The sequence below is a fragment of the Acinetobacter endophylla genome, assembly GCF_053543775.1.
Genome location: NZ_JBLVOM010000233.1, coordinates 56,118 through 72,460, shown reverse-complemented (window position 1 = coordinate 72,460; position 16,343 = coordinate 56,118). Strand labels below are relative to the sequence as shown.

Sequence of the window (16,343 nt, the reverse complement as noted above, 5' to 3'; positions counted from 1 at the left end):
TGTGCCCTATCAGGTGTTTAAAGCCCAGAAAGGTGAATTTATTATTGCCTGTGGTAATGATCTGCAATTTAAAGCTTTGTGTCAGGCCGTTGGTTTGGCTAAGGTGGCAGAAGATCCTCGCTTCTTGAAAAATTCAGGCCGTGTCACACATCGTGAAGAACTGACCACAGTTCTACAGGCTCATTTCTATACTCGACCGGCAAAAACCTGGGTGGATCTGATTCATGCGGTTAAAGTGCCGGTAGGAATGATCAATGATCTGAAACAGACTTTGCAAGAAGAACAGGTATTGGCACGTGATATGGTGATTCAGATGCCACATACCTTACGTGAAGATTACACCTCAATCGGTTCACCGATTAAACTTTCCAAGACACCGGTAGAATATAAAAAGGCCCCACCTTGTCTGGGTGAAGATACCGATGCCATTTTGAGTCAATATTTAAGTTCTGCTGAAATAGAAGAACTAAAAAGCAAAAAAATCATCCAGCAGCGATAAACCTGCAAGTAGTAAAAAAGGAATCTTTTGATTCCTTTTTTATTTTGACTATGGTCAGATTTTCTATTATTGCTTAACAGGCTTTGTCACTCGGCTGAACAGTACGAGGCAGTTCACGACGCAGAATTTTGCCTACTGTTGACTTTGGCAATCCAGCCACAAACTCAATGTATTTGGGCAGTTTATAACTGGTCAGTTGCTGCCTCAGATAAGTCATGACTCCATCTTGGGTCAGAGTTTTATCCTGTTTCACAATAAATGCCTTGGGTACCTGTCCAGATTTTTCATCATCAATACCAATCACTGCACATTCCAGTATTTTAGGGTGTTTGGACAGTACGCCTTCCAGCTCATTGGGATAAACATTAAATCCGGAGACCAGAATCATGTCTTTTTTGCGGTCCAGAATGGTGATATAGCCCTGTTCGTCCATACAACCGATATCACCTGTCAGGAAGAATCCATCTTTGGTAAATACCTGTGCTGTTCCTTCCGGTTGCTGCCAGTATCCTTTCATCACCTGTGGACCACGTATGGCGATTTCTCCAGCCTGATTAAGCTCTACAGGTTTTCCTTCATCATTCAGAATTAGAATTTCAGTTCCTGCCAATGGCAAGCCAATCGTGCCACTAAATCGCCGGCTTAAAGGCGGGCTAAAAGTTGCAGTCGGTGAGGTTTCAGAAAGTCCGTAGCCTTCATAAATCTGGCAGCCTGTAACCTCATGCCATAACTCTGCCGTATTTTTCAGAATAGATGCTCCTCCGCCGGTTGTGGTTTTCAGGCGTGAATGATCCAGCTCACGGAAACGTGAATGATGCGCCAAGGCATTAAACATGGTATTCACACCCGGAAAAACGGTCGGTGGATGTTTCTGGTATTGATCCACCAAAGCATCCAGATCTCTCGGATTTGGAATCAAGACATTGGCAAAACCACGGCTTAAACCATAACTGAACAGGCAGATGGTAAATCCATAAATGTGATACAGCGGCAAGGCACAGAATACATATTCATTTTCAGTGGCATAGCGGTCACCAAAATGGCTGATAAATACGGTACTGTTCTGGGCGATATTAAATAAAATATTGCGATGGCTCAGTTCTGCACCTTTAGAAACACCTGTGGTACCTCCCGTGTATTGCAGAATGACCGTATCTTCCTGATGCTGTACAGGTGTTTTGAAATCAATAATTTCTACCTGATTTATTGCCTGTCTAAAGTCAGAAAACTGTTTATCCGGATATTGTGCTGCCTGACTATAAATAGTATTTGGCTGCTCTTGAATAAAATCCAGCGAATGCGTTGAAATGATATATTTGAGTTGAGGACATTCATCTAGTGCTGTTAATTGCTCCAAAGTCTGTACCAAGATAATCAAGGCTTCTGTACCTGAATCCTGTAGCTGATGATAGAGCTCGCGCTGGGTGTACATGGGGTTGACATTGACCAGCACATAACCAGCACGAATAATGGCAAAAGTAGCAATTGGATACTGAATAATATTTGGCAGCATCACCGCAATACGGCTGCCAGCAGTCAGCCCAAGACTCTGTAAATAGCTTGCCAGCTTCTGGCTATACATATCGACATCTTGATAGCTGAATTTACGATCCAGATAGATAAATGCGGTTTTATCCTGAAATTTCACCAAATTCTCAGCAATTGTCGTGCTCAGGGTTTTCTCAGGATCTGGCCGGGTAAACTCCGGATTGATATTCCACTTTTTATATTCTTCCATCCATGGCTGACTGCTCATGACTATACTCCTGTCCTGGATTTACAATTATTTTGTATTATTTAAACCATAAGATTTTGATTTTAATTAAATATTTTTACACCACTTTCTGCTGTCTCGATTCAACATACTGGTAGTGATAACCGCTACGAATAAAATGCTGATTTTTATCCCTAAATGAATGAGCATAATCCGGCCAGACCAAAGTCAGCTTGCGACTGACCGGGTCCAGATACCAGCTTTTACAGCTTTCCGATAACCAGACACTACCTTGGGAAAGCTGCTGTAGCTCCTGCATATAGCTATTTTCAGCACTCTGATCTGCTTCAAAGACCTGAATCTGTTCCTGCTCAAAAAACTGCAAGGCATCCAGTACCAGATCAAACTGGGTTTCCAGAAAATAAAGCGCTGAATTATGTCCACTGCCTGTATTTGGCCCATTCAGAATGAACAGGTTTGGAAAGTTGTGTACGGTCGTTGACTGATAACCCTGCATACCGCTGGACCATTGCTGTTCCAGGCTTAAACCCTGTTTACCTACCACCTTCGCGGCATAAGGTGGACGTGCCGCTTCAAATCCGGTGGCAAATACGATGATATCTGCAAAAAATTTATTTCCAGCCTGGCTTAATACATCGTATTTCGTAACTTCTGCCAATGCTGAGTCTTCAAGTGTGACATGCGGTTTTAAAAAGGTTGGATAATAATCATTAGAAAGCAATAAGCGCTTACAACCAGGTTCATAATTCGGCGTGAGTTTGTGCTGTAATTCAGGATCTGAAATCTGATGTTTTAAGAATTGCAGGCAGTTTTTCTTGACCCGCTCAATCTGGCTTTTCAGATTACGGCGCTGGGCAAAATTGTATTCATTGCCCCAGAACAAGGAATGTCTGAGGGCCGACATACTGTCCGGATCTTTGCGGAAAAGCTGTTTTTCTGACTCAGAATAAGCTCGGTCTGGTCGGGGCAAAATATATGGCGCACTACGTTGCAAGACGGTCAGGCTTTTGGCTGTTTTGGAAATTTCCGGCACAAGCTGGATGGCAGAAGCACCAGAACCCACCACAACGACATGTTGATTTTCCAGATTCAGCTCGTGGTTCCAGCGCGCGGAATGCATCACTTGGCCTTCAAATTCTTCCAGCCCCGGAATTTTCGGGAGATGCTCATCTGCCAGATGCCCGGTTGCGGTAATTAAAATCTCAGCCTGATACAGACCTATAGAGGTGTGAATTTCCCAGATGCGTTCTCGTGCATTCCAGCTGGCCTTTTCCAGTTGGGTATGAAAATTAATATGGGGCCGGATATTTTCCTGATCACAGCATTGAATTAAATAGCGCTGAATTTCTACCCCTTGTGGAAAGACACGCGACCAGTTGGGATTTTTAATAAACGAGAAAGAATATAAATGGGAAGGTACATCACAGGCGACTCCGGGATAGGTATTGTCACGCCAAGTACCGCCCACTTCTGCTGCACGTTCAATGATTTTAAAATCGTGGATGCCCTGCTGTTTAAGGCGGATTGCCATTCCCAAACCACCAAAACCGCTGCCTACAATTAGAATCTTGCTGCGCTGTCCTTTAGCTTGCATTATTTATCTCCTTTAAGGCATATAAGGCTGGATTTTTTGATTCACCGGATATTGTTCTGGATGCTGGCTAAACTGGTTTACCAGTTGCACCACTTCGGCTGGCGCTTCGACATAGAGCGCATGTCCTGAAGAAATTTCGATATAGCGACTGTTCGAAATTGAAGCAAACAGCAGTTTAGCTTGGGATACAGGCACCATGCGGTCTTCACGACAGGCAACGACTAGAGTTTCTGCGCCAATCTCAGGCAAGATCGATGTAATATCAATGCGATAATTCAGTTCACGCTGTTTGGCTGCATCTTGGGAAGGTTTAACAAAGCGTGCCAGATCCAACACCTGCTGTTCGCTTCGTGCAGACAGATAATCATCGCTATATAGGCAATAATTGACAAAATGAGGCAAGGCCGCAGATTGTTCAGTAAATAATTGCTGCCAGATGGTGGTCCGTAGTTGTTGCACCGAGCTGGTCTTGGCCCAACCGGCTAACAGGATCAAACGTGCTATGCGCTGTTTTAAACTAGCTGCTACTTGTGCAGCAATCACGGCACCGAGTGAATAGCCGACCACTGTAATGATTTCATCTTTTGCAACTGCATGCTGAATCAATGCTTCAACCTGTTGGCTAAAATCAGTCACCTTTAGATCAGCTTTATTAGGGGTATGCAAATCAATGGATAAAACCCGCTGATGAATACCCAGCATCGGAAAAATATAGCTGAAATGCTTGTCGGTATTTCCACCGGTGCCATGAATCAAAATAATAGTCGGAAATGCAGAACGCTGTCCGACTTCATGAAAATTAAGCTGCAGATCAGCATAAGGACACTGTCGAGTAATCATGTCTAAATCCATATAGACTCCTGATCTTGTTGTTTTATGGTTTATTCAATATCCGAGAATAAATCTCAATATTTGAATTGGGTGAGGATGCAAAAATTATTAAAAAAGACCCACGACACGAGTATCGTGGGTCAAAAGGTTTAATCGAATTTGAACTCTTCAGGTTCAAGTAAAAACAGGCTTTCACCGCCCGCCTGAATATTGGCAAAGTGGGTTGAAGTTCTTGGCAAAATACGCGCAAAGAAGAATTGTGCAGTTTTGATCTTGGCTGCATAGAACGGATCAGTATTGCCTTCTTCAATTTTCTGCTGCGCAGTAATTGCCATTTTCAGCCACAAATAAGCGGACACGACATAACCAGAGAAATATAGGTAGTCAACTGATGCTGCCCCAATTTCATTGGCAGACTGTTGAGCCTGCTCCTGAATGGTTCTGGTTAATTTCAGCCATTGTTCAGTCAACTGGCTGACTTGTGCAACTTGCTGGCTGAACTGGACATGTTGCTGATGCTCTTTTACAAAGCCCTGAATTTCATCGGTTAATGCGGTCAGCAAACCCAATTTTGAGCCCAGCACTTTACGCGCCAGCAAGTCAATGGACTGAATTTCAGTAGTTCCTTCATAGAGGCTGGCAATACGTGCATCACGGGCAATCTGTTCCATGCCATGTTCAGCAATATAACCGTGACCACCGAAAATCTGCATACCATGTTTAGCCGCTTCTATGCCGGTTTCGGTCATTAATGCTTTGGCAATAGGGGTTAATAATGCTAGACGGTCTTCAGCTGCTTTCTTTTCTTCCGGGCTGTCAGTGGCTTCAGCAATATCGGCATAGGTCGCCAGATAATATGCAAGTGCACGTGAACCTTCTGCAAACACCTTTTGAGTCAGCAGCATGTTACGTACTGCCGGATGCACGATAATCGGATCTGCAGGTTGGCCTGGCGCTTTCGCACCTTCAAGTGAACGCATCGCCAGACGGTCTTGGGCATAAGCCAATGCCCCCTGGTAAGAAGACTCTGCTGCTGCCAAGCCTTGAATGGCTGTACCGATACGTGCCGAGTTCATAAAGGTAAACATGCAGTTTAGGCCGCGATTTTCAGGCCCAATCAGGAAACCTTTGGCATTATCAAAATTCAGCACACAGGTCGCGTTACCGTGAATGCCCATCTTGTGTTCAAGAGCGCTACATACCACGCCATTACGGGAAGCCACATTACCAGCTTCATCCAGATTGTATTTCGGCACAATAAACAGCGAAATACCTTTGGTTCCCGCAGGTGCATCTGGCAAACGTGCCAATACGATATGCACGATATTTTCAGCCAGATCATGTTCACCGGCTGAGATAAAGATTTTCTCGCCACTGATGCTATAGCTGCCGTCTTCATTTGGCACTGCTTTGGTACGGATTAAACCTAGGTCAGAACCGGCATGAGATTCAGTCAAGCACATGGTTCCAGTCCAGCGGCCTGCAATTAAAGGTACCAGAAACTTCTGTTTCTGTTCATCGCTACCGTGGTGCTCTAAAGTACGCATGGCACCATGGGACAGGCCTGGGTACATGCCCCAAGACCAGTTGGTTGCAGTAATAATTTCAGAAATAGCAATCCGGTATAAAGTTGGGAAGCCCTGACCGCCATATTGTTCATCACCGGTTAAAGAGGTAAAGCCGAGTTCTACATATTTGTCATAAGCTGCTTTAAACCCATCCGGGGTAGTTACGATGCCATCCTGCAAACGGCAACCCTGCTGGTCGCCTGTCGCATTAATCGGTAGAAGTTCGTTTTGGCAAAAGTCCGCAGCAACTTCCAGATATTGCTGCATAATATCCATAGAAACCTTGTCTGCGAATTTTGCATAGCCCTGATATTTCTGTTCAACGTTTAACAGGTCTTTCAGGACAAACTTCATGTCTTTTAATGGCGCAATATAATTTCTCATCGTAATTCCCTTGTATGAGTTCTAATTTGTATATTTATGACAATTAATTTCATAATACGAAATTATGTTTTAAATCCACTATAATATAATTTAAAGAATAAAATCTAGTCATTCGATGAAATTTCCCATTTAAAAATAAAAAATATATAGAATGAAAAAAAGCCATTCATGGTGGAATGGCTTTCCTATTCAGCGACTGCACTAAAGTTAATTAACGTGGAAAAAATTGAGCTAAACGCTGATGAACGATCTGCTCTGCCTCCTGCATGATATTTTCGATCAGCGCCTGACAAGTCGGAATGTCATGAATCAATCCCATCACTTGACCTGCAGTCAGTACACCAGCATCAATATCGCCATTTTCTAAAGCGAGCTTGCCTTTTAAACCGCTGACATAAGGCCGAATCTGTTCAAACTCCAGATTTGGATCTTCACTCATTTTAACCACTAGATCAGATACCGCATTTTTGGCAACACGGGCAGTATTCCTGAACTGTCGATATAGCAGATGCGTCGCCCTTTCATCATTATCGACATAGAACTGTTTGATGTTTGGATGGATCGGCGCTTCCTGAGTGGCACAAAAGCGAGTACCCATATTGATGCCTTCAGCACCTAAAGCCAAAGCTGCGACCAGACCACGGCCATCAGCAAAACCGCCACTGGCCACAATCGGCACAGTGAGCTGATCAGCAGCGGCAGGAATTAAAATCAGGCCAGGAATATCATCTTCACCCGGATGGCCCGCACATTCAAAACCATCAATCGAGATGATATCCGCACCAATTCTTTGTGCTGAAAGCGCATGACGAACGGAAGTACATTTATGAATGACAATAATGCCATGTTGCTTAAACGCCTCAATATGTTCATGAGGCTTGTTGCCTGCCGTTTCTACGATCTTGATACCACTTTCAATAATAGCCTGTCGATATTCGGCATACGGCGGCGGATTCACAGCGGGCAATAAAGTCAGATTGACCGCAAAAGGCTGATCGGTCATTTCTCGGCAGCGTGCAATTTCCTTGACCAGGACTTCAGGCGTCGGTTGAGTCAATGCCGTTAATGTTCCCAAGCCACCTGCATTAGATACGGCACTGGCCATTTCTGCGGTACCGACCCACATCATGCCGCCCTGAATAATTGGATAGCGAATGCCTAAAAGCTCGGTAATACGGGTCTTAATTTTCATAAATGCTCTCCTTAGCATCCGGTAAATTGTGCAGGGCGTTTTTCGACAAAAGCCTGGACACCTTCTTTATAGTCCTGACTGCTCAGAGCCAGATATTGCAGGTTTTGTTCCAGCTCCAGTTGCTGGTCTATGTTATTTTCAGCACTGCGTTGCAAGGCCTGTTTGGTTAAAGCCAGCGCATAAGTCGGCTGTTGAGATAATCGCTGTGCAATGTCGTCGATATAAGCATCAAATTCTGTATCTGGAAGCATTTTCCAGATCATGCCCATTTCGGCGGCCTCTTTGGCATGCACCGGTTCCCCCAGAAAAGTAAGTGCCATGGCACGTGCATAACCGATTAAACGTGGCAACATCCAGGTGCCACCGGCATCAGGAATCAAGCCAATTTTAGAAAAGGCCTGAATAAATCGGGCACTTTCCTTGGCAATGACCAGATCACAGGCCAGCGCGATATTGGCACCTGCACCAGCAGCCACACCATTCACTGCTGCGATTACCGGTTTGGGGCTCTGGCGGATCAGATTAATCAAGGGATTATAGTATTTGGCCAGCGAGCCTTGCGGTGGCAAAGGCACATTGCCGAGCTGTCCAGCACGTTCTTTTAAATCCTGTCCGGCTGAAAATGCCCGGCCATTACCGCGAATCACAATTACCCGAATATTCGGATCTGTATTCCAGTTTTTCAGCACCTGTTGCACTTCCTCATGCATTTGCTGGTTAAAACTGTTGAGTGAATCCGCGCGGTTAAAGCTTAAGGTTGCGACGCCTTGCTGAACCTGAGTTTGAATCGTTTTCCACATCATCAATTTCCTTATTTTTCCGGTATCCCTACAATTAATAGCCTTTATTAACATCTACCTGATGGCATAAATCCAGCCCGAGATTTAAACGTCGGTCATTTTCTAGAATCTGTTCCACCACCACAGACATGGGTGCATGTGAGGCAACATGTGGTGTAACAACGATCTTTTCATGCTGCCAGAATGGATGTTCAGCAGCTAATGGCTCCTGTTCAAATACGTCGACAATTGCGCCACGGAGATGACCTGAATCCAGTGCATTGAGTAGATCCTGCTCGATTAAATGCTGCCCACGACCCACCTGAATAAGAGCAGCGTGTTCAGGTAACTGTTGAAATAATTCAGCAGAAAGAATACCGGTGTTTTCTTCAGTGAGTGGCAGCAGATTAATCAATATCTGGCTGTGGGCCAGGAACTCGGAAAGCTGTTCTTGGCCTACATAGCTTTTGACCTGAGCAATCTCTTTTGGGGAATTGGACCATCCAGACACCTGATAGCCCATGTCGGCAAAACGTTTTGCCACATAACCGCCCATATGGCCAAGGCCCATAATCCCGATCTGGATATGATGACTATAACTTTGACGATACTGTTTCCATAACTGCTGCTTTTGCTGCTGGATCATGCGGTCAAAATAACGCTGAAAATACAGCACACCCCAAAGCAGATAATCAAACATGCCCTTTTGATGATGTGGATCCAGTACCCGGCAGACTGACTGGTCAGCTCTAATCTCGTTTAAATTTAAATGTTCGACTCCTGCAGCAATCGAATGAATTAGACCAAGTTCTGGAAGTTGCCAGAGTTTTTCCAGATCTGGAAACCACGAAGCTGCTGTGGTCGCCTGTTCAGCTTCCGGGCTGTCCAGTGTACAAAAACTACCCTCAGGCGCATATTTCTGAAAAGACTTCACCAGAATGGCTTCAATATTCGGCACAGTACTGGATATTACAATCATGATGCATACTCCGTATATTGATGCTCAATCAAGGATAACGCAGCCTGCCAGGCACGCTGTAAAATCGGTTCAACTAAAGGACTGGCGAACTGCTTGGCGGTTTTAATTCGGACTTCTTCTGCTGGATAATGCAGTTCGGCACCGCCACTTAAGGCCTTGACCTGCGCCTGACAGGCACGCTCCAGAAAATAGATTTCATGAAAAGCCCGTGCAATCGTTTCGCCAGCCGTTAAAAGTCCGTGATTGCGTAAAATCATGGCGCGATGGCCGCCCAGGTCCTGAATCAGGCATTCTTGTTCATCTGTTGAAAGTGCCACGCCTTCATATTCGTGATAGGCCACCTGCTGATAAAACTTCATGGCGTGCTGGGAAATGGGCAGAAGTCCGTGTTTCTGTGCAGAAACTGCTATGCCATCTGCGGTATGCGTATGAATAACACAGTTCAGATGAGCATGTGCTTCATGAATTGCGGAGTGGATGACGAAGCCAGCCATATTCACCGGCTTGTCCTGTTCATAGCTTTCTACGAACTGCCCTTCATGATTAATCTTGACCAGCGTTGAAGCACACATTTTTTCAAAAGCGACACCATACTGATTAATCAGAAAACAGTCAGGCTGATCAGGGACTCTTAAACTGATGTGAGTATCGATCAGGTCCGTCATCCGGTAATGCGCAATAATGCGATAAAGCGCTGCGAGTTCACAACGTGCCTGCCATTCAGCATCTGTGACGAGATTTTTTATTGTCATCATTCCATCCTGGAAAAATATAGCATTTCGATCACTATCTGTTATATCATAATTCTAGAAAAACAGAATATTATTTCATAAAGCGAAATAAATCGTTACAAGGAGTGGATATGCCCACATCACAATTAAACGGACTTGAATATCTCACCGCAATTAAGAATGGGGAAATTCCCAGTTCAGCCATGAGTGAAATTATTCCCATGCGTCTGACCTTAGTGCGCGAAAACTATGTGGAATATGAAGTGCGTCCTGATCAGCGCCATTACAATTTACAGGGTGGTATTCATGGCGGCTTTTGTGCAACGGTTCTAGATAGTGCCACTGGCGCTGCCGTACACACGACAGTAGATGCAGGTGTCAGTTTTTCGACCATCGACCTGAATGTAAAAATGCTGAAAGCGATGAAAAGCGGCGAAACCTATACCGCTATTGGTGAAGTTATCCGGATTGGACGCAATGTACTGACCTCAGAAGGCAGAATTATCGATAAAGAAGGTAAAGTTTATGCCTTTGGGTCGGCAACATTATTAGTCACTGGTCGTAAGTAATCATTACACTGATGTAATCAATCCCTGTATGTGCAGGGATTTTTTTATTTTGAAAAAATCCCAATAAAAAATGCCATGCATCTGATAAATACATGGCATTAAGGCGATTACTTAAGCTGTTATGCAGCTTCAGGGTTTTCAATCACCATCGCCAGGCCTTGACCCAGACCGATACACAGACTGATCACGGCATATTTTTTACCGGTACGCTGTAACTGACGTGCAACGGTTAAAGCCAAACGCGCACCCGAACAGCCCAGTGGATGACCAATGGCAATCGCACCACCATTTGGATTAACACGCGGATCATCCAAAGCGACATCCAGACCTTTCAGGCAAGATAATACCTGACTGGCAAAGGCTTCATTAATCTCGATGATATCCATATCGTCTAGCGTCAAACCCGCACGCTGTACTGCCTTTTTAATCGCTTCAATTGGGCCTGCTCCCATGATGCGTGGCTCAATGCCAGCGGCTGCAGAAGACAGAATACGAGCTAAAGGTTTTAAGCCATACTGTTCCTGCACTTTTTCACTGCCGATAATCAGTGCTGCAGCGCCGTCATTGATTCCTGATGCATTACCTGCTGTTACTACACCACCTTCAAATAGCGGTTTTAACTTGGATAAAGCTTCAAATGTTGAAGATGCACGTGGATGCTCATCCTCAGTAATTTGTTTAGGCGGCAATTTGCGTCCTTGAGAAACTTCAATCGGGGTAATTTCACCTTCAAAGAAACCTGATTCTTTCGCTACCTGATATTTTGCCTGTGATGCAGCAGCAAAGGTATCAGCCTGTTCACGGCTAATACCAAATTCTTCAGCCACGTTATCACCTGTTTCAGGCATACTGTGCGCGCCAAACTGATCCGTAAATTTACGGTTCGGGAAACGGGTACCAATCGTGGTGTCATAAATTTTGGCATCACGTGAATAAGCACTTTCTGCTTTGCCCATCACAAAAGGCGCGCGGGTCATACTTTCTACGCCACCGGCAATGTACAACTCGCCTTCACCTGCAGTAATGGCACGTGCCGAATCAATCACAGCACCGAGACCTGATGCACATAAGCGGTTTACCGTCTGACCTGGAACTGTTACCGGCATACCTGCTAACAATGCTGCAAAACGTGCCACATTACGGCTGTCTTCACCGGCCTGGTTGGTGCTACCAAAGATTACATCTTCTACATCTGCTGCCGGGATACCGGTTTTTTCCAGCAGGTTTTTAATGACTGTTGCTGCCAGATCATCTGGACGTACGCTTGCCAGACTGCCTGCATGGCGACCGATTGGCGAACGTAAACCATCATAAATATATGCATTTAACATGAGTGTTATTCCTTTAACTTTCTAATTAATGTGTTGTATGAACAAGTGGTAGACCAAGCTGAACGCGGCGACGCAACCAAGGACTTGGACGGTAACGCTGGTCACGGGTAATCGCAGTCATACGATCCAGAATTTTTAGAATTTTTTCAGCTCCCAGCACATCCCCCCATTCAATTGGACCATATGGATAGCCAAGGCCTAATTTCACCGCGATGTTGATATCTTCTACCGTTGCAATGCCTTGCTGGGCAATATCACAGCCGAGATTCACAATCATTGCCAAAGCACGTTGAGCCACAAAGCCTACGCTTTCCTGAATTACGCTGGCGGTCACACCATCCAGATTGAAAATCGATTGGGCTGCTTTTACCAGCTCAGGTTGGGTGATAAAAGTTGGCATCAAGGTACGGTGTTTGTTTAGACTATATAGCAGATCGATACACACCACTTGCTGAGGTGCCACCTGATAACGGACAGCGGCTGATGTTGCATCTTCACCATAAGTGGCAATCAGGATTAAAGCCTCTACTGAAGGTATCTCAGTTTGCTCAATCTGAATGTTGAACTGTTGCAGATATTGCTCAAGTGCCTGACGGTCTTCGTCATATTCGGTGCCTAGCCAGACTGATGGATATTGACTTAACTTTTCAACTAATGCTGGAGCAACATCACCTTCTTTGCTACCCGATGTGTAATCATAAAAACCTTTACCGGTTTTACGACCTAACTGCTTGGCAATAAAACGCTGACGGGTAATCACGCTTGGACGGTAACGTGCTTCTTCATAATACTGGTGATAAATCGACTCACTCACCGGGTGCGAGACATCCATACCGGTCAGATCACCTAATTCAAACGGCCCCATTTTGAAACCGATTCCGTCACGGTAGATCCTGTCAATATCATAAAATGGTGTAACATTTTCATTCAGAATTGCGTAGGCTTCGCTACCAAAGGCACGGCCGGCATGGTTAATGATAAACCCTGGCGTATCTTTAGCTTTGACCGGACGATGCCCCATTTTTATAGAGAGCTGGGTTAATGCTTCAATAATGTCAGCACGGGTATTAAAGCCTTCAATCACTTCGACCACTTTCATGAGTGGGACCGGATTAAAGAAGTGATAACCGGCAACACGTTCTGGCTGCTTACAGTTGGCAGCGATTGCACTGATCGACAATGAAGATGTATTGGATGCCAGAATCGCTTCTGGTTTTATAATTCCTTCCAGTTGCTGCATCAGTTTTTGCTTGATTTCCAGATTTTCAATAATCGCTTCAACAATCAAGTCACAATCTTTCAGGTCTTCTAGCTGCTGCGCAGTCGATAGATGAGCAATATCTTCAGCGGCTTTTTCATGGCTGAATTTTCCTTTATCTGCCAAGGTATTTAATGTTTTGGCCAGTTTGTCCTGTGCCTGTTCGGCTGCCCCTTCTTTGGCATCAAACAGTACCACATCATGACCAGACTGAATCGCGATCTGGGCAATACCTGCACCCATCGTGCCTACACCAATAATGCCGATTTTCTGAATCCGAATACTCATGCTTATCGTCCCTGATAATTTGGTTTACGTTTTTCGATAAAGGCCTGCATACCTTCTTTTTGATCTTCTGAAGAAAACAGCATCTGGAAAGACTTACGTTCCAGGGTAAGTCCAGCATTGAGCGGCACATCTTCCGCCAGTAAAGCCACTTCCTTGATTTGCTCTAGAGCAATTGGCGGCATTTTCGCTAGGCCTTCAGCCATCTTGATTGCTGTTGCAAGGGTTTCACTGTCTTCAGTCACCTGGGACACCAGACCAATTTGATAGGCTTCAGGCGCAGGTACCAGACAACCGGTCATGATCATGCGCATGGCATGAAATTTGCCAACTGCACGGAATAAACGCTGGGTACCACCAGCACCCGGCATAACACCCACTTTCACTTCAGGCTGACCAAACTGGGCGCTTTTCCCGGCAATAATAATATCTGCATGCATCGCCAGTTCACAGCCACCACCAAGTGCATAACCGTTTACAGCTGCAATCACCGGTTTTGAACACTGTGCAATCGCCTGCCAGTAACGTTCAGTCCGGCGCTGCATCATTTGAATGGTTTCTGCATTGGCCAGTTCTTTAAGATCGGCACCTGCTGCGAAATCTGTTTCACCACCGGTAAGAATAATGGCACGTACATTTTCATCGTCATTCAGTTGCAAAAATGCCGCCGCAAGTTTCTGGCGAACTTCTGTATTCAGGGCATTTTTCGCTTCTGGTCGATGAATTTTAACCATCGCTACATGTGCTGAAACTTGTTCTACTTGAACGACCTGTTCCATTAAAATCTCCATTTATTTTGTATAGCGAAATTTTATTTTATATAAAACTAAGGTTTCTCAAGCTATAAATCAAGGATTTTTAACTCCAGAATTCAAAAAAGTTATTTTTTACTAAAAATAGAGTAAAAACTCTTGTTTAGATGGTTATTTTGTGATTAATTGATTTCGCAATACGGAATTAAATATTTTAAATGCAATCTGATTATCCATTTAAATGAATAATCACCATAAGGCAGAACTTAAAATTAATTTACGAAATCAAATTTTCCAGCAATGAGATGATTTTGATTTAGCGTAATAAAGTGAAAAATCGAATGTAGCCTGATAATAAATACAGCGGCTGTAGCGTTCAGGAGCAAGTCTGTTAAATCAGGAAAACTATGTTTCCGTGAGGAAGAAAAATGGATTTAGCGGTAGCAGAGGAAATGCTACTTTTAATATATAGAGGATATAAGAATGACAAGCGATACCATCGTAACAGGAGACAATAAAACCGATGTCTCCTCCACGGATACCATCAAACAGGCGCCAAAACGTCTATGGATGACGGCTTTTGTCTTTGCTTTTCTGATTTTGCTCTGTGACGGTGCAGATATCGGGATTCTGGCTTTCAGCCTGACCAGTCTGAAAGCTGAATGGGGACTAACTTCTGTACAGGCTGGTGCTTTAGGAAGTTATTCTCTTTTGGGTATGGGGATAGGAGGTTTTATTGGTGGATGGGCATGCGACAAATTTGGACGTGTCCGCGTCATTGTACTGGCCACCATCGCCTTCTCGATCTTGTCAGCCTACTCAGGTTTTGCTCAGTCTTATACTGAATTTGCAATTTTACGTACTCTTTCTTGCTTGGGTTTAGGCTGTTTATATATTGCCTGTAATACCCTGATGTCAGAATACGTACCGACCAAATACCGTACTACTGTACTGGCAACATTGATGACTGGTTTCACTTTAGGTTCATTGGTGATTACCATGATTTCAGGCTGGATTATTCCTGAGTTCGGCTGGCGTATGCTGTACTGGATCACAATTGCTCCATTAGCTTTGGGTATCCTGATGCACTTTATGGTGCCAGAGCCAGAATCATGGAAACGTGTCCGTGAAATGAAAAGAACTGGTCAGATTGTGGATAACGATACCAAAAAAGGTAATCCATACATCACCATTCTTAAAGATAAAACTCATGGCAAGATGTTCATCTTGTGGTCTTTCAGCTCCGGTTTCCTGTTATTTGGTTACTTCGGTGTAAGTAACTGGTTGCCAAGTTATCTTGAAGCTGAATTAGGCATTAAGTTTAAAGAAATGGCACTGTATATGGTGGGTACATTCATCACCATGATTTTTGCCAAAATCATTGCAGGTTATGTTGCTGATAAAATTGGTCGCCGTATTGTGTTTGCTTTCGGCACCATGGGAACAGCGCTATTTATCCCTGTCGTGGTGTATATGCATAATGCCGATAACATTGGCGTACTGATGCTAATCTTCGGCTTCCTGTACGGTATTCCATATGCCATCAATGCAACCTATCTAACCGAAAGTTTCCCGACTGGTGTTCGTGGTACAGCGGTGGGCGGTGCATTCAATATTGGTCGTATCGGTGCAATCTTTGCGCCAATTACGATTGGTTATCTGGCGATGCATGGTTCGATCGGTACAGGTCTGTTGGTAATGGGTGCAGCATATTTCCTATGCGGTTTGATTCCTGCCCTGTTTATTAAAGACCGTTTATACGATCCGCAAAAAGCAGAATAAACCCTACTTCGGAAGGCAGGTCAAATCGCTGCCTTCCTCACTTCAAATATTTACAACACGTCAGTATAGAAAGG

General features: G+C 44.4%; 14 protein-coding genes. 3 read left to right on the top strand and 11 right to left on the bottom strand.

The window, feature by feature from the left end:
• Positions 1-499 (top strand): CoA transferase (locus ACNPNW_RS07745; RefSeq protein ID WP_448766840.1); only part of this gene is annotated, 499 nt, incomplete at its 5' end.
• 73 nt (positions 500-572) lie between these two features.
• Here the strand turns inward: ACNPNW_RS07745 and ACNPNW_RS07740 are convergent.
• The 8 genes from ACNPNW_RS07740 to ACNPNW_RS07705 all read right to left on the bottom strand — a co-directional run bounded on the left by ACNPNW_RS07740 (position 573) and on the right by ACNPNW_RS07705 (position 10,313).
• Positions 573-2,255: an AMP-binding protein gene (locus ACNPNW_RS07740; protein ID WP_448766839.1), complete on the bottom strand. Its 1,683-nt coding sequence runs from the start codon at positions 2,253-2,255 to the stop codon at positions 573-575.
• Between the two features lie 76 nt (positions 2,256-2,331).
• Positions 2,332-3,828, bottom strand: a complete 1,497-nt coding sequence (locus ACNPNW_RS07735) for a flavin-containing monooxygenase (RefSeq protein ID WP_448766838.1) — start codon at positions 3,826-3,828, stop codon at positions 2,332-2,334.
• Positions 3,829-3,840: 12 nt separating this feature from the next.
• Positions 3,841-4,680 (bottom strand): alpha/beta fold hydrolase, encoded by an 840-nt coding sequence (locus ACNPNW_RS07730; protein ID WP_448766837.1) that lies wholly within the window; start codon positions 4,678-4,680, stop codon positions 3,841-3,843.
• Positions 4,681-4,808: 128 nt separating this feature from the next.
• Positions 4,809-6,611: an acyl-CoA dehydrogenase C-terminal domain-containing protein gene (locus ACNPNW_RS07725; protein WP_448766836.1), complete on the bottom strand. Its 1,803-nt coding sequence runs from the start codon at positions 6,609-6,611 to the stop codon at positions 4,809-4,811.
• A gap of 211 nt (positions 6,612-6,822) precedes the next feature.
• Positions 6,823-7,803 carry an NAD(P)H-dependent flavin oxidoreductase gene (locus tag ACNPNW_RS07720; protein ID WP_448766835.1) on the bottom strand — a complete coding sequence of 327 codons (981 nt, stop codon included), beginning with the start codon at positions 7,801-7,803 and terminating at the stop codon, positions 6,823-6,825.
• An 11-nt stretch (positions 7,804-7,814) separates the two neighbouring features.
• Positions 7,815-8,603 carry an enoyl-CoA hydratase-related protein gene (locus ACNPNW_RS07715; protein WP_448766841.1) on the bottom strand — a complete coding sequence of 263 codons (789 nt, stop codon included), beginning with the start codon at positions 8,601-8,603 and terminating at the stop codon, positions 7,815-7,817.
• 34 nt (positions 8,604-8,637) lie between these two features.
• Complete coding sequence (locus ACNPNW_RS07710) at positions 8,638-9,561, bottom strand: 2-hydroxyacid dehydrogenase (protein WP_448766834.1); 924 nt, start codon at positions 9,559-9,561, stop codon at positions 8,638-8,640.
• Complete coding sequence (locus tag ACNPNW_RS07705; protein WP_448766833.1) at positions 9,558-10,313, bottom strand: class II aldolase/adducin family protein; 756 nt, start codon at positions 10,311-10,313, stop codon at positions 9,558-9,560. The genes ACNPNW_RS07710 and ACNPNW_RS07705 overlap by 4 nt, the downstream gene beginning before the upstream one ends.
• A 110-nt stretch (positions 10,314-10,423) precedes the next feature.
• Here ACNPNW_RS07705 and ACNPNW_RS07700 point away from each other — a divergent pair, with 110 nt between their 5' ends.
• On the top strand, positions 10,424-10,861 hold the full coding sequence (locus ACNPNW_RS07700; protein ID WP_048880901.1) for a PaaI family thioesterase: 438 nt from the start codon (positions 10,424-10,426) through the stop codon (positions 10,859-10,861).
• Between the two features lie 119 nt (positions 10,862-10,980).
• Here the strand turns inward: ACNPNW_RS07700 and ACNPNW_RS07695 are convergent, their stop codons facing one another.
• Genes ACNPNW_RS07695 through ACNPNW_RS07685 form a run of 3 tightly spaced genes read right to left on the bottom strand, consistent with a single transcriptional unit; the run spans position 10,981 to position 14,514 of the window.
• Complete coding sequence (locus tag ACNPNW_RS07695; protein ID WP_448766832.1) at positions 10,981-12,192, bottom strand: 3-oxoadipyl-CoA thiolase; 1,212 nt, start codon at positions 12,190-12,192, stop codon at positions 10,981-10,983.
• 25 nt (positions 12,193-12,217) lie between these two features.
• On the bottom strand, positions 12,218-13,738 hold the full coding sequence (locus ACNPNW_RS07690) for a 3-hydroxyacyl-CoA dehydrogenase (protein ID WP_448766831.1): 1,521 nt from the start codon (positions 13,736-13,738) through the stop codon (positions 12,218-12,220).
• A 2-nt stretch (positions 13,739-13,740) separates the two neighbouring features.
• Complete coding sequence (locus ACNPNW_RS07685) at positions 13,741-14,514, bottom strand: enoyl-CoA hydratase (protein ID WP_005096905.1); 774 nt, start codon at positions 14,512-14,514, stop codon at positions 13,741-13,743.
• Positions 14,515-14,970: 456 nt separating this feature from the next.
• Here ACNPNW_RS07685 and ACNPNW_RS07680 point away from each other — a divergent pair, with 456 nt between their 5' ends.
• Complete coding sequence (locus ACNPNW_RS07680) at positions 14,971-16,269, top strand: MFS transporter (protein ID WP_005096906.1); 1,299 nt, start codon at positions 14,971-14,973, stop codon at positions 16,267-16,269.
• Positions 16,270-16,343: the final 74 nt, after the last annotated feature.

Coding starts and splice junctions, on each gene's coding strand:
- ACNPNW_RS07740 (WP_448766839.1), bottom strand. CDS start 2,255: ATGAGCAGTCAGCCATGGATGGAAGAATATAAAAAGTGGAATATCAAT.
- ACNPNW_RS07735 (WP_448766838.1), bottom strand. CDS start 3,828: ATGCAAGCTAAAGGACAGCGCAGCAAGATTCTAATTGTAGGCAGCGGT.
- ACNPNW_RS07730 (WP_448766837.1), bottom strand. CDS start 4,680: ATGGATTTAGACATGATTACTCGACAGTGTCCTTATGCTGATCTGCAG.
- ACNPNW_RS07725 (WP_448766836.1), bottom strand. CDS start 6,611: ATGAGAAATTATATTGCGCCATTAAAAGACATGAAGTTTGTCCTGAAA.
- ACNPNW_RS07720 (WP_448766835.1), bottom strand. CDS start 7,803: ATGAAAATTAAGACCCGTATTACCGAGCTTTTAGGCATTCGCTATCCA.
- ACNPNW_RS07715 (WP_448766841.1), bottom strand. CDS start 8,603: ATGTGGAAAACGATTCAAACTCAGGTTCAGCAAGGCGTCGCAACCTTA.
- ACNPNW_RS07710 (WP_448766834.1), bottom strand. CDS start 9,561: ATGATTGTAATATCCAGTACTGTGCCGAATATTGAAGCCATTCTGGTG.
- ACNPNW_RS07705 (WP_448766833.1), bottom strand. CDS start 10,313: ATGACAATAAAAAATCTCGTCACAGATGCTGAATGGCAGGCACGTTGT.
- ACNPNW_RS07700 (WP_048880901.1), top strand. CDS start 10,424: ATGCCCACATCACAATTAAACGGACTTGAATATCTCACCGCAATTAAG.
- ACNPNW_RS07695 (WP_448766832.1), bottom strand. CDS start 12,192: ATGTTAAATGCATATATTTATGATGGTTTACGTTCGCCAATCGGTCGC.
- ACNPNW_RS07690 (WP_448766831.1), bottom strand. CDS start 13,738: ATGAGTATTCGGATTCAGAAAATCGGCATTATTGGTGTAGGCACGATG.
- ACNPNW_RS07685 (WP_005096905.1), bottom strand. CDS start 14,514: ATGGAACAGGTCGTTCAAGTAGAACAAGTTTCAGCACATGTAGCGATG.
- ACNPNW_RS07680 (WP_005096906.1), top strand. CDS start 14,971: ATGACAAGCGATACCATCGTAACAGGAGACAATAAAACCGATGTCTCC.